General features: G+C 48.8%; 12 protein-coding genes. 7 read left to right on the top strand and 5 right to left on the bottom strand.

Annotation, left to right across the window (positions count from 1 at the left end; genetic code table 11):
* Positions 1 to 10 precede the first annotated feature (10 nt).
* Positions 11 to 1,288 (top strand): DUF1015 domain-containing protein, encoded by a 1,278-nt coding sequence (locus ABD880_RS03025; RefSeq protein WP_345162205.1) that lies wholly within the window; start codon positions 11 to 13, stop codon positions 1,286 to 1,288.
* Positions 1,275 to 1,844, top strand: coding sequence for a Maf family nucleotide pyrophosphatase (locus ABD880_RS03030; RefSeq protein ID WP_345162206.1), 570 nt, complete (start codon positions 1,275 to 1,277; stop codon positions 1,842 to 1,844). The genes ABD880_RS03025 and ABD880_RS03030 overlap by 14 nt, the downstream gene beginning before the upstream one ends.
* Positions 1,845 to 2,026: 182 nt before the next feature.
* Here the strand turns inward: ABD880_RS03030 and ABD880_RS03035 are convergent, their stop codons facing one another.
* Genes ABD880_RS03035 through sdaAB form a run of 4 tightly spaced genes read right to left on the bottom strand, consistent with a single transcriptional unit; the run spans position 2,027 to position 6,576 of the window.
* Positions 2,027 to 3,016 carry an NAD(P)H-dependent glycerol-3-phosphate dehydrogenase gene (locus ABD880_RS03035; protein ID WP_345162208.1) on the bottom strand — a complete coding sequence of 330 codons (990 nt, stop codon included), beginning with the start codon at positions 3,014 to 3,016 and terminating at the stop codon, positions 2,027 to 2,029.
* Positions 3,017 to 3,031: 15 nt separating this feature from the next.
* Positions 3,032 to 4,426, bottom strand: a complete 1,395-nt coding sequence (locus tag ABD880_RS03040; protein WP_345162210.1) for an efflux RND transporter periplasmic adaptor subunit — start codon at positions 4,424 to 4,426, stop codon at positions 3,032 to 3,034.
* Positions 4,427 to 4,433: 7 nt separating this feature from the next.
* The gene (locus ABD880_RS03045; protein WP_345162212.1) at positions 4,434 to 5,894 is read right to left on the bottom strand and encodes a TolC family protein; all 1,461 of its coding nucleotides are present in this window, start codon (positions 5,892 to 5,894) and stop codon (positions 4,434 to 4,436) included.
* A 1-nt stretch (position 5,895) separates the two neighbouring features.
* Positions 5,896 to 6,576: an L-serine ammonia-lyase, iron-sulfur-dependent subunit beta gene (gene sdaAB, locus ABD880_RS03050; RefSeq protein WP_345162214.1), complete on the bottom strand. Its 681-nt coding sequence runs from the start codon at positions 6,574 to 6,576 to the stop codon at positions 5,896 to 5,898.
* 215 nt (positions 6,577 to 6,791) lie between these two features.
* Between sdaAB and ABD880_RS03055 the strand changes: the two genes are divergently transcribed.
* The 4 genes from ABD880_RS03055 to ABD880_RS03070 all read left to right on the top strand — a co-directional run bounded on the left by ABD880_RS03055 (position 6,792) and on the right by ABD880_RS03070 (position 11,845).
* Positions 6,792 to 7,760, top strand: a complete 969-nt coding sequence (locus tag ABD880_RS03055) for a tryptophan 2,3-dioxygenase family protein (RefSeq protein WP_345162216.1) — start codon at positions 6,792 to 6,794, stop codon at positions 7,758 to 7,760.
* Between the two features lie 442 nt (positions 7,761 to 8,202).
* Positions 8,203 to 9,786, top strand: coding sequence for an NAD(P)/FAD-dependent oxidoreductase (locus tag ABD880_RS03060; RefSeq protein WP_345162218.1), 1,584 nt, complete (start codon positions 8,203 to 8,205; stop codon positions 9,784 to 9,786).
* Between the two features lie 73 nt (positions 9,787 to 9,859).
* A complete protein-coding gene (locus ABD880_RS03065) occupies positions 9,860 to 10,219 on the top strand; it encodes a CoA-binding protein (RefSeq protein ID WP_345162220.1) in 360 nt (119 codons plus the stop codon).
* Positions 10,220 to 10,408: 189 nt separating this feature from the next.
* Positions 10,409 to 11,845: a hypothetical protein gene (locus tag ABD880_RS03070; RefSeq protein WP_345162222.1), complete on the top strand. Its 1,437-nt coding sequence runs from the start codon at positions 10,409 to 10,411 to the stop codon at positions 11,843 to 11,845.
* A 97-nt stretch (positions 11,846 to 11,942) separates the two neighbouring features.
* Here ABD880_RS03070 and ABD880_RS03075 read toward each other — a convergent pair whose 3' ends face one another.
* A complete protein-coding gene (locus ABD880_RS03075) occupies positions 11,943 to 12,329 on the bottom strand; it encodes a rhodanese-like domain-containing protein (RefSeq protein WP_345162224.1) in 387 nt (128 codons plus the stop codon).
* A 310-nt stretch (positions 12,330 to 12,639) separates the two neighbouring features.
* On the opposite strand from ABD880_RS03075, the gene ABD880_RS03080 reads away from it, so the two are divergent.
* The gene (locus ABD880_RS03080) at positions 12,640 to 13,179 is read left to right on the top strand and encodes an RNA polymerase sigma factor (RefSeq protein WP_345162226.1); all 540 of its coding nucleotides are present in this window, start codon (positions 12,640 to 12,642) and stop codon (positions 13,177 to 13,179) included.
* Positions 13,180 to 13,182 lie beyond the last annotated feature (3 nt).

The following is a 13,182-nucleotide window of genomic DNA, read 5'->3' on the forward strand; positions in this document are numbered from 1 at the left end:
AAAAACGCCCATGGCCGAGATTCTGCCTATTAAAGGCTTTAGATACAATTCTAGGTTGCCTTTCTCTATAGATGCGCTCACCTCTCCCCTGTTTGACGTAGTGTCCATCAAGCAGCGGCAGTCTTTGTACCGGAACGCCTATAACAGCATCCATTTGTCCGTGCCGCCTGGTCCAACGCCGGCAGAAAGCGCCAGGCGTACGGTGGAGCATTGGAAGCGCGCTCAAATCCTTTTACAGGATCCCTTGCCCGGCATCTACGTGTACTACCAATACTTTAGGTTGCCAGGATCAGACAAAGAGTACGTCCGGAAAGGGTTCATGTGCCATATAAAAGCCTATGCCTGGGAAGAAGGCGTAGTTTTGCGCCATGAGAATACCATTCCGGCGGCGGTCAATGATAGAATTGAGCTTTTGGAGCACACCAAGCTGCAAACCAGCGCCACCCATGGCTTATTTGCAGACCCAGACTTTACGCTGGAACAGTACATGGATGAGAGCATTACCTCTCCCTTGTATGAGTCTGAAGATTACCAGGGCGTGCGGGATGTCTTGTCAGTGATTCATGACGCGGCCGTCATTCAAAAGTTTGTGGACCATCTGCAGGATCAGCAGGTGTTGCTGGCAGACGGGCACCACCGCTATGAGGGTTCACTGGCCTACCGCAAGAAGATGCTGGCAGAAAATCCAGCCGCCACCGGGGATGAGGCCTTCAATTACCATCTCATGTACCTCACCAACGCAGACGCAGATGACCTGCGCATTCTGCCCACGCATAGGTTATTAGAGAGCCTTCCTGTTTCCAAAGAAAAATTCTTCACCAGCCTGGAGACTTATTTTACTGTAAAGCCCATAGAGGATTCTTATTCTCTGGCAGACGTGATAGTGGGCAAGAAATGGGCCTTTGGTTTGTATGTGGATGGACAGGCTTATAAGATTATCCTCATGCCCGAGGTGCATGAACAGCTCAACTGGCCCGTGCCGCAAGAAGTGAAAGACCTGGACTTGACGGTGCTCCATTACTTTGTGTTTGAACGGTTACTGGACATACCGCAAGAGGAACAGCGCGCCTATGCGGGTCTCTCCTATATCAGGAGCCTGGCTGAATGCCTGAACAAGGTGGATGGCGGGCAGGCACAGGTTGCCTTTATTACCAATGAAGTAAAAATGCAGGAGGTAAGAAAGGTGTGCGCGTCTGGCGCCGTCATGCCCCAAAAGTCTACCTTCTTTTACCCCAAAGTCATCTGTGGTTTCCTTTTTAGCTCAATAGAAGAAAATGAATTTAGATAAGACCATCATTCTGGCCTCCAACTCACCTAGAAGAAAAGAGCTCCTGACCAACCTGGGCATTCCGTTTCAGGTGCGCCTTAAAGAAGTAGATGAAACGTACTCGCCAGACCTGGTGAAAGCTGAGGTGGCTGAATACCTGGCTGCTCATAAAGCCACTGCTTACCAGGAAGACCTGCAACCCCATGAGGTGCTCATCACCGCAGACACTATCGTGTGCCTGGATGACAAGGTGCTCAACAAGCCGTATGACCACGCCGAAGCCACCCGGATGCTCCAGCATCTTTCTGGTCGTAGCCATGAAGTATACACCGGGGTCTGCCTGATGTCCTCAGAGAAAAGCCTGGTCTTTCATGACGTGACCACGGTTCACTTTAGGGATTTGACCAGGGATGAGATAGACTTTTACATCAACAACTACAAACCTTTTGACAAAGCCGGGAGCTATGGCGCTCAGGACTGGTTAGGCATGGTAGGCATTGAACGCATAGAGGGATCATACTTTAACGTGATGGGCTTACCCGTACACCGCTTGTATGAAGAGTTGCTAACGTTCTAATTAAAGATGTTTATCAACTAGTTGACATATAGAATATTATGTGCTAATACTTTAACTTAAGAATTAACTAATCAAATCCCGTTTTTGGTCTCTTTTCTGGAATAGAGGCCAAAAGCGAAAAGGCCCGCCTCTCAAGAGGCGGGCCTTTTCGTTTGTAGAAAACGTCTTTCCGTATCTGTTTTCTATTTGAATTTGTCTTTCAAGATCTCAATCTCAACGGTAGGCGAAATTTTCTCATACAAGATGTGGTAGACCGCCGTGGTGATGGGCATGTCTACGTTTAAGCGCTTATTGATCTCAAAGATGCTTTGCACAGCGTAATAGCCTTCAGCGACCATGTTCATCTCAACTTGCGCAGATTTTACCGTATACCCACGGCCAATCATATTCCCGAAGGTTCTGTTGCGGCTAAACTGAGAATAGGCCGTCACCAGCAAGTCTCCTAAATAGGCACTGCCGGTTAAGTCACGGTGCAAAGGCATAAGCGCATCAATGAACCGTTCAATCTCCTGCATGGAGTTAGACACCATCACCGCCTGGAAGTTGTCACCGTAGTTGAGCCCGTGGGCAATGCCACAGGCCAGGGCAATGATGTTCTTCATGACGGCGCAGTACTCAATACCGTCCATGTCATCTAATGGGTTGGCCTTCACGTAGCGGTTGCGCAACAAGGCACAGAACTGCTCGGCGCGGTTCATGTTCAATGACCCGATGGTCAGATAGGATTGTTTTTCTAAGGCAACCTCTTCGGCGTGGCAAGGGCCGGCAATCACGCACTGGTGGTCTGCCGGCACGTTGTATTTCTGCTCCAGGTACTGCGTAATGAGCAAGTTCTCCTTCGGGATCATGCCTTTGACGGCCGAAATAAGCGTCTTGCCCTTGAACACGTCTAGCGGTAAGTCTTTTAACGCCGTCTGCACAAAGGCCGCCGGAACCGCCAGAATCACCCAGTCTGCCCCTTCAATGGTTTCTAACAGATTAGAAGAGGGCTTAACATGATTTAAATCAAAGCGCACGCCGCTCAAGTAGCGCGGATTGTGGCCGTACTGTTGCAAATGGTGCACGTCGTCCTGGTTTCTAATCCACCAGCGTACATCTGATTTGTTTTCAGATAAAACTTTGACAAGAGCGGTGGCCCAACTACCGCCGCCCAATACTGCTATTCTTTCCAAGATCGCTAAACTGTGTTAATCAATTTCTTGTTCCTTAGACGGATCGTCTTTCAAGTCTTTGCTCAACGATTTCTCATCCTTCACGGTTACTTTGTCGCCGTTTTTCAATTGCTTAGACACCGCTCTGAACGGACCAGACACTACTTCCTGCCCCTGTTTTAAGCCAGAAAGGATTTGAATGTTATCAAAGTCGCTGATGCCCGTGGTCACTTTTACCATTTTCACGGTGCCTTTATCATGCACGAACACTACCTCGTCGGGTCTTTCCTCAGCGCGCGCAGGCTTGGTGGCTCCAGTGGTTTCCTCGGCTTTTTTATCAGCGGCTTTCTTAGCGTCCTTGTCTTCTTTAGAGCGCGTGGTCACTGCCGCTAATGGAACAGACAAAACGTTGTCCTGTTGGTCTGTGATGATGTCTACAGAAGCCGTCATGCCTGGTCTAAAAGGCGTACGGCCATTTTTCTGCACCAGGTCTTTGTAAGAGTCGTTCAGCATTCTGATGCGTACTTCAAACTCAGTCACGGCTTCTAAAGAAACGGCGTCTTTGGCGGTGTTGGCAATGGCCGTCACTATGCCTTTGAACTTGCGGTTAGAGCTGGTATAAGAATCTACCTCTACAATGGCTGAGTCACCTACGCGCACGCGCACAATGTCATTCTCATTCACGTTCACGCGTATTTCCATGTTGTTGAGGTTGGCAATGCGCATGATCTCTGTACCGGCCATTTGGGAGGTTCCTACCACGCGTTCGCCTTTCTCAATGTTCAATTTAGACACCGTGCCATTCACTGGTGAATAGATGGTGGTTTTGTTTAGGTTCTTTCTAGACTCCTCTAAGGAGGCTATAGAGCTCTGCACGGTAGATTCTGCCGCCCTTACGTTCTGGCGGGCTGCGTCTACTTCGGCACGGTTGGCTTCATATTGGGCGCGGCTGGCGTCAAACTCAGACTGAGAGATTACCTTCTGCTTAAACAGGGTGCTGTTACGCTCATAGGTTTGTTGAATGTTCTTGCTGTTCGCCAAGGCCTGGTTTAGTCGGGCTCTGGCCTGCGCCAGGTTGGCACGCTGGGTGTTTACAGAGGCAGACTGCATTTCTACCATGGACTGGTAGTTGTCAGGACGAATGCGCAACAACAGCTGGCCGGCTTTTACAGAGTCCCCTTCTTTTACATACAACTCAGTTATCTCACCAGAAACGTCTGGTGAAATCTTTACTTCTATTTCTGGCTGTACCTTGCCAGAGGCGCTCACTTTCTCCACGATGGTGGTAGGCTTCACCTTGTCCACCATCACTTCAATTCCTTCTTCCTTGCCTATCCAACCGTTCTTTTTGGCTACTAAAGCCCCTATCAACAGCAACACTACTAGGCCGCCTAAGATGTAGATTAGTTTGTTTGATTTACGTTTAGCCATGGTTGGGTTAGAGTGTAATGGTTTTTCCTTGGTAGAATTCTAAAATCTTCAGTTTGAAGGTATAGTCGTATTTGGCCTGAATGATGTCAGACTGGGCTTTCACTAGGTTGTTGCGGGCCACATTAAAGTCCACGTTATTGATCAAGCCGTTGTTTAATCTAATCTCTGCGTTTTTATAAGCCTGCTCAAACGCCTCTAACTGGCGCTTAGCAGATACAAACCGGCGCTGGGCACCCACGGCGTCTGTATAAGCCTGCATAATGGTCTGCTGCAAGTCATTTTTAGCTATGTCTGAATTGAGCTGGGCATTTTGTACCCCTATTCTGGAGAGCTGGACATTGTTGCGCACTCTAAAGCCATTTAAAATGGGGACGCTCAAATTCAACCCGATGTATTGTCCTACGTTGTCCTTGAACTGGTCAATGTAAGGATAGTCTGCCTGGTTATAGGCGGGGAAGAAGGCCGTCACTGGTTGGTTGGTGTTGCCGCCCACAAATCCAATGGTTTGCGACTCCATGCGCACACTAGACAAATCAATCAAAGAAGAACGGCTAGAGTACCGGGTGCTGATGCTACCTACCAGGCTAAGGCTTGGCAGGTAACCGCCTCTGGCAATCTCAACGCTTCTCATGGCGCTTTCTAATCTTATGTTGGCGCGCTTGATGTCTGGCATAACCTGCTCTGCCGTCTGGTACACTTCCTGCGGAGAGAAATTGATTACTGACTGGTCTGGGTCGGGTATGGCGGGAATGGCTATAGCAAAATTTGCCGGCGTTGCGTTCTGCAAGTTCAAAAGCTGAATCAAGCGTAGTTCTGCCAGTTCTATGTTGTTCTGGGCGGTGATGATGTTCAACTCATCACTGGCTACCTGGGCGTTTAAATCCAGGACATTGCTTTCTGGCACGCTGCCGGCCTTAAACAATTTCTGGGTTCTCTCAAGCTGGCTCTGGGTGAGCTTAACCCGCTCCTCGTTGGTTTTCAATAACTCCTGGTTAAAAAGCACCTGCATAAAGGCCAATACCACATTGAGAACCACGTCATTCTGAGCCTTCTGCTGGTCCAACTGACTGGCTTGTAAATCAAGTTTGTTGCGCTTGATGGTGTTGGTGTTCTGCAGCCCACTGAACAGGTTTACAGAGCCGTTGATGTTGGCGCCGCCGGTCCAGCTTTGCGTGTTTTGCAGTTCGTTACGAGCCGGATCCAGGAAGAAACCGTTGTTAAACCCATGTGAGGCACTCCCCGTGATGTTGGGCAATTGCTGCATGCGGGCTTGCTTCACGTCTACCGCTGTCTGCTCCACGGCCAAGCCGGCCTGGCGTATCTGCAAGTTGTTTTTTACTGCATGGTCAACTGACTGTTGCAGCGTCCAGACGGTTTCTGAGCCCACCGCAGTTTGCGCCTGCGCGTAAGAGTAAGATCCTATTACTAAGCCCAAGGTGGCCAGAACAGTAGAAGAGAAACTTCGCATGTTATAAATCAATGTTAGGGATGTAAATCACATTTTTAACCCAGTTCAGCTGCCGCAGATACTCCAGCGTGATGGGCCGTAGGCCAGAGTCCATTTCTATGAACTGCCGGGCCAATTCATTGCGGCCTTTTCTGGACACGTTCATGGTGGCAATGTTGCAGTCATCATGTGCAATGACGCTGGCAATGAAGGCAATGCTACCCGTTACGTCATCTGCGTCAATGATCAAGGTGTGCAGGTTAGCCGAGAAGTTAGAAGGAAACCCGTCCACCTCTACTATGCTGATCACCCCGCCGCCCCGGCTCTGCCCAATGACTTCGGCCTGGCGGCCGTCTGCGGTGGTCAGGTTGAGCTTGATGGTGTTGGGGTGCATGGTAGACGCGTTGCCCACAGACTTAAAGGTGTACTGCAAGCCTTCTTCCTTGGCGTGGTCAAAGGCGTCTTTGATGCGCGTATCATCTGTTTTATAATCCAACAGGCCAGCAACAATGGCTCGGTCACTGCCGTGGCCCTCATAGGTGCGGGCAAACGAGTTGTAAAAAGTAATGACTGCTTGGGTGGGCTTGGCTCCTAAAATCCTGATGGCGGCGCGGGCAATGCGCACCACTCCGGCCGTATGCGAGCTGGAGGGCCCAATCATCACGGGGCCGATCATGTCAAAAATGCTGCTTTTCTCTGCCATAGTTGTAATCTTCCTAATTCAAAGGTAAACAATCTGGCCACCTATTGGCAGAGAGTATCGTATTTTTTAGATATACTTTCAGGTAAAGACATAGCAAGGGACAGGTTTGCAAGGCCTGCTTTTCTAAAACTGACATTTGTCACCCTCACTCCCATATTCTTTTGCTTACTTTGTCGCAGGTTTTTACAGTTTCTTACACCCACTCTAAAAAATATATGGCAGATCCTATTTTCAAGCCTGAAGTTTTAGAAATGCTCAGCAAGCTGGAGCAGAAATACAAGCCTCTGGGCCAGGACCTGGCGTCTTACCTAGAGGGCCTCCTGCACGCAGACTTCCTTAATTACTGGGACTATATTCACTTGGACACCTTGCTAAGCCTGCAAAACCCAAGGACTAAGATTCCGGATGAGGAAATCTTCATCATGTACCATCAGATTACTGAGCTGTATTTTAAGCTATGCCTGCATGAGTACAAGCAAATAGCTAATGACCCCGCTCCCACGGCCACCATGCTCACCATGCGGGTGGGCCGCATAAACCGCTACTTTGAGAACCTGATTGACTCATTTGAGGTGATGGTGGAGGGCATGGACCAGAAGCAATTCTTACAGTTCAGGATGACGCTCATGCCGGCCAGTGGTTTTCAGAGTGTGCAGTACCGCATGATTGAGATCTGCTCCACAGACCTGCGCAACCTCACAGACAAAGCCAAAAGAGAGGCCTTGGGCTTACAGACCACGGATGAGGAAATGTTTGGCTGTATCTATTGGAAGGAAGGTGCCACCGAGGCTTCCTCAGGCGCCAAGACCTTAACCTTGCTGCAGTTTGAGGAGAAATACTCAGACCAGCTCATTGCCCACGCAAGAGAATATAAGGACAAGAACATCTTTGCCGTTTTTAACCGACTTACTTTAGAAGAGCAGCAGAACGAGAAGCTGATCAAGCACCTAAAAGAGCTGGACAGCAACGTGAACGTGAACTGGCCGCTCATGCACTACAAGTCTGCCGTGCGGTACCTGCAACGCGACCCAGACGTGATAGCGGCCACCGGCGGCACCAACTGGCAGAAGTACCTGCCTCCCAAATTCCAGAAGCGCATTTTCTACCCCAACATTTGGACCCAGGAAGAGATGGACAACTGGGGCAAAGGCTGGGTAAACAGCATCATTGGCGAAGTAGATTAATGTGCTAATTATTTAAAGTGCTGATGCGCTATTTTTATGCTGCTGATGTGCTATTTTTTTGATTTGGTTAAGCGGTTTTTTAGGCTTTTGTTTCAACCCATAATTAACCCTTGCCCTTGTTGGTGTTATCACCAACAAGCAAACTAGCCGTTGAATCACATAATGAGAATTTTGATAGAAGAAATAACCTTCATTTCATTGTTGGTGCCATCCTAATAATCAACCTGTTTCGCAAACATTTAATAAGAGCGAACCCTGTTAATTAGCATATTTATACATTAATGAAATTCGTTTTTGTCCTGTTTTCTGGGAAACAGGACAAAAACGAATTTTCTTTTTCTGGGGTCTGTTACGGTTTGGTGGTATCTTTGCAGAACCAAGGTAATGCGTGGAGCATTGCTTTTCTATAACACTTTAAGGCTAACTACCTTACCTGTCCTTTATGAAGAAAGAACTTGATGTGGTCCTGGCGCCAGAAGTGGCCTTTGACCCAACCTTGCTTGACCGCGAACTTCTCCAGCTTGCGGGTTTATCAGAATCATCTGTAGCTGAAGCCGCCTACATCCACAAGATCAAACGCTCCATTGATGCCCGCAGCCGCCAGGTGCAGGTAAAAATTCGGGCAGATGTGTACGCGCAGGTTCCAGATGTTTCTCAGCTCATTCCCACCCATTCTTACCCAGAACTAAAGCCAGACGCTAAGCGCGTTTTAATTGTAGGTGCGGGGCCGGCTGGTCTGTTTGCGGCTTTGCGTTGTATCCAACTGGGTTTAAAACCGGTAGTGCTGGAAAGAGGCAAAGATGTGCGTGCCCGAAGAAGAGATTTGGCCGCCATCAATAAAGAGCACATCGTTAACCCAGACTCTAACTATTGCTTCGGCGAAGGTGGGGCTGGTACTTACTCAGACGGAAAGCTCTACACGCGTTCTAAAAAGCGGGGTGATGTGCAGCGCGTCCTTCAGATTTTTGTCCAGCACGGAGCCACCCAGGATATACTCTTTGACGCCCATCCGCACATTGGCACTAATAAGCTTCCCGTTTTAATTGCACAATTAAGAGAAACCATCCTTAACGCCGGCGGCGAGATTCATTTTGATACCCGTGTTACAGACTTCATAGTAGAAGGCAAGCAGATGCGCGGCGTGCACACTGCCACTGGCAGCACATTTGAGGGCGAAGCCGTCATACTGGCCACCGGGCATTCGGCCCGTGACATCTATGAATTGCTACACGCCAAAAATATACTGATTGAAGCCAAGCCGTTTGCCATGGGCGTGCGTGTGGAGCACCAACAAAGCTTGATTGACGGCATCCAGTATCACTGCAACGGTGACCGCGGAAACTACTTGCCCGCAGCTAGTTATGCCCTAGTCCACCAAGTGGATTACAAAGGCCAGCAACGCGGGGTCTTTTCCTTCTGCATGTGTCCGGGTGGCTTCATCGTCCCATCGGCTACGGCTCCCGGCGAGGTAGTAGTGAACGGCATGTCTCCTAGCCGCCGCGACTCTAAGTTTGCCAACTCAGGGATTGTAGTCGCCATAAACCTGGAGGACATGGACTTGAAAAACCACGGGGCGTTGGCAGGACTAAGAATGCAACAAGCCATGGAACAGAATGCCTGCGCCGTGGCGGGCGGCACCCAGGTAGCACCTGCCCAACGGTTACAAGACTTCGTGAAAGGCAAGTTGTCTTCTTCTTTATTAGAGACATCGTACCAGCCGGGCTTGGCCAGCGTAGACATGCTAGACGTGTTGCCTCCCATGATTGGTCAGCGGTTGCGCGGAGGCTTTCAGGAGTTTGGGTATAAGATGCGCGGGTATCTGACCAACGAGGCCCAGATTGTAGGCGTGGAAAGCAGAACCTCGTCACCGGTGCGCATACCAAGAGACAAAGAGTCCTTGCAGCATCCTCAGATACAGAACCTGTTCCCCTGTGCCGAGGGCGCGGGCTATGCGGGTGGTATTGTGTCGGCGGCCATGGACGGGGAGCGCTGCGCAGAGCAGGTGGCTTTGTTGATTCAGCGCTAACCTAAGGCTTGGTTCTCAGTATAAGGAGCAAGGTCCGTTTTTGACCTGTTTTCTGGAAATTAAGCGAAAAACGATGAAAAAGACAGTGGTAATAGGCGCCTCAGACAATCCGTCAAGGTTTAGCTATAAGGCCGTGCATCAATTGAAGAGCTATGGCCATGAAGTGGTACCGGTGGGCATTAGACGCGGCGAAGTGGCCGGTCTGCCCATTGAGACAGACAAGCCGGGCATTAGTGAGGTAGACACGGTGACGTTGTACGTGGGACCCCAGAACCAGCCCAGCTGGTATGACTACATATTGTCTCTGCAGCCCAAGCGCATCATCTTCAACCCCGGCACCGAGAATTATGAGCTGGAGAAAAAAGCCAAGGAGCAGAACATACAGACCCTGCACGCCTGTACCTTGGTCATGCTGTCAGTGGGTAATTATTAAGGATACAATAGCGGTTCACAAGCCGCCTATCTTTTAAAGGGAGCGTTTTTAGCCTGTTTCTAAGAAAACAGGCCAAAAACGCTCCCTTCTTTTGTTTAAGTGCCTTATGGTCAAGGACTGCCTCGCGCCAGGATTTTGGAAAGGAATTCAGAATCCGTAACATTGCCGGTTTATCGTCCACCCTCTCCAATGAAACAATTACTTACCCTCCTTTACTGCTTGCTGGTCTCTACCCTTCTGCAGGCGCAATCATCCCGGCATTTGGTGTCTATTGACTTATACAACAAAGAGAACCGTGCCTATCTCAAAGGAGGCATTTCGCTCCCAGAGGTGGTGTTGCAGGGCATAGCCACCGGCAAATTGCAACCAGTCCAGATCAATTATGAGGAAGGGAACTTGGTAAATATTTCTCCGATAGATTTTTCTAAGCTGATGGAAAAGACCGTTGTCCCTTCTGATGAGTTGGTGGACATTGAAAAATTAAATGACACCCTGCCACCGGTGTTGACGGCTTATGATTTTCAATATGTGCTGTTGGATGACAGTCAATTTAAAGACAATGCTAAAAAGATAAATTACCTGGGCTTACGGTCGGCCGCGCCAGAGGATGTCAAGGTGCCGGTGGAGTTTTATGTGGCGTACAATGAGTTGAAACAGATACTAGACGCCCGGCAAGTGCTCTGGTACCAGAATGCCGGTGCGTTTACCTTGAATGAAAAGGTGGTGCATACCGCAGATGAGTACCTGGCCAGCATTATCAGTGATGCCACCTCAGAGGATGTTTACAACCAGTACTTTCAAGTAAAGAAAACCAAAAACGGCCGCCTTGCCACGCTACAGCAGTATGGGTCGGACTATGAACTGATAAAAGAAGCGCCGGTCTCAACTTATGCGGCTACTGGTAAGAAGGGAGAAGTGCTGTTCATGAGCCAGGCCTTGCAACGTGGCCAATACAAAGCACACCAAGACAAGGTAATACAAACCAAGCTTCCGGAAGCCCAGGCACTTAAATACCAGCCTGCTTATCCTAAAAAGTTTACGGTCTATCAAACAGAGGGCATTTACCTGGATCACCCTAAAAACGCGCATTTCTTTATACCAGAGCAGGAGCTACCCGTTTTGTTGTTAGAGGCTGCCAGAAATAGGCGCATAGCTGCCTACACCAATGATTCCCTCTCCATAAAAATGACGGTAGCAGATCTCTCAAAACAAATGCAGATGGAAACCACCGGGGTTATGATTCTGGAAGTAGGCGAAAAGCCTGAAGAATCTAATGACGCAGCGACGGTTGAAATGCTACCTACAGACCTCACGGTGCTGCAGATGGTGTGGCAAGTCAGCTTCAACCCGCAGGGAGAAATAGAAAGCAAAGTGCCTCATGCCCTTGGCTTGTTGGCGCCCGGTAAATTATCACCCACTGGCTTTGAGCAACAGGTTGCCTATTTCAGTTTCAAAGAGGTTTACGGCTTTCTAAAAGAGGATGAGAGGGCAAGGTATACGTCGCCTACCAAGGGCCATATGCTCAATGATCTGTTAAAAGAAAACTATACCTCGTTCTTACTTAAAACCTCCCACCTGAGCGTTGCCAGAAAAGAAAAGCAAAAGTACCCTCTGGTTATAAAGTAGACGCTGCTTTACTACAGTTAAAAATAGAAACCCGTTTTCGGCCTGTTTTCTAGAAAACAGGCCGAAAACGGGTTTCTTGTTAAAAAGTATATTAGGCTTACTTCTTGTCGTTGACGGGCAATCCGGCTTCTTTCAATGAGGTGAAGCCGCCAATGTTGTAGACCTTGGTAAAGCCGGCGTCGCGCATCTGTTGGGCCGCCTTGCCGCTTCGGTTGCCAGAGGCGCAGTACAGGTAATAGGTCTTGTCCTTGTCCCAGTCCTTAAACTCTTGCGTGAACTGACCACCGCTGAAATCTGAGTTAAGCGCCGTGTGCAAGTGACCGCTGGCAAATTCATCTGGCGTTCTTACATCCACCAATACGCCTTTTTCTTTTTGGGCCAGACTCTTATACTGGGACGGTGACAATAGCTCTGGTGTCTTGCCTTGGGCGCAGGCTCCTAAAAAGGTCACGCAGAAGGCCATTACAAGCAGGATAGATTTCATAATTTATATAGGTTAGTTACTATACTATAAATGATCAATTGCTAATTTAGCCAATAAATGAAACAGTAGCCGTTGTTTAGTACCCTATCTGTCATTCTTTCAGCCATCAGGTGTTCAACAATTTGTTTATTCAAAAAGATCAATATTTTTAATTGTATCGTAAAGAGCTAATAAATAACAGGTTATGGGCCTGTTATTTAAATTTATGCATGAATTTGTCTTTTTTTCCCTTCGGCAGGCAACCAGATTCCCGGTGGTTGCATCTTACTATCAAACAGGCACAACAACTATCGCTTAAACTATTACAACCGTGAACGAATTAGATCTGGTAAAGGCACTGCAGACCGGCGATGCAAAAGCCCAGCGCTTCTTGTACGAACGCTACGGCGGCCCCATGATGGGCGTCTGCCTGCGGTACCTGAAGAATGAAATGGATGCGGAGGAGGTCTTGATCAACGGGTTCATGAAAGTGTACCAACACGTAGACAGGTTTGAGCAGAAAGGTAGTTTTGAAGGCTGGGTACGCCGCATCATGGTCAATGAGGCTTTGCAGTACCTAAGAAAGAAAGAGCCTTTGCACCTGGCCATAGAGAAAGACCACCTGCACCTGGCCTCTGAGGATGCCGCCCCAGACAGTGACATGTCTGCTGAGGAATTGATGGAGATGCTGCATGACTTGCCAGCCGGGTACAGAGCGGTATTTAACTTGTATGCCATAGAAGGATACTCACATAAAGAGATTGCTGAGATGCTCAACATCAGTGAAGGCACCTCAAAATCACAGTTAAGCAAAGCCAGAGCCATGTTACAACGCATGCTGGCAGAACAAGGAATCACGATAGATATCTAACCT

It is taken from the genome of Nibribacter koreensis (genome assembly GCF_039541795.1).
GTDB lineage: Bacteria > Bacteroidota > Bacteroidia > Cytophagales > Hymenobacteraceae > Nibribacter > Nibribacter koreensis.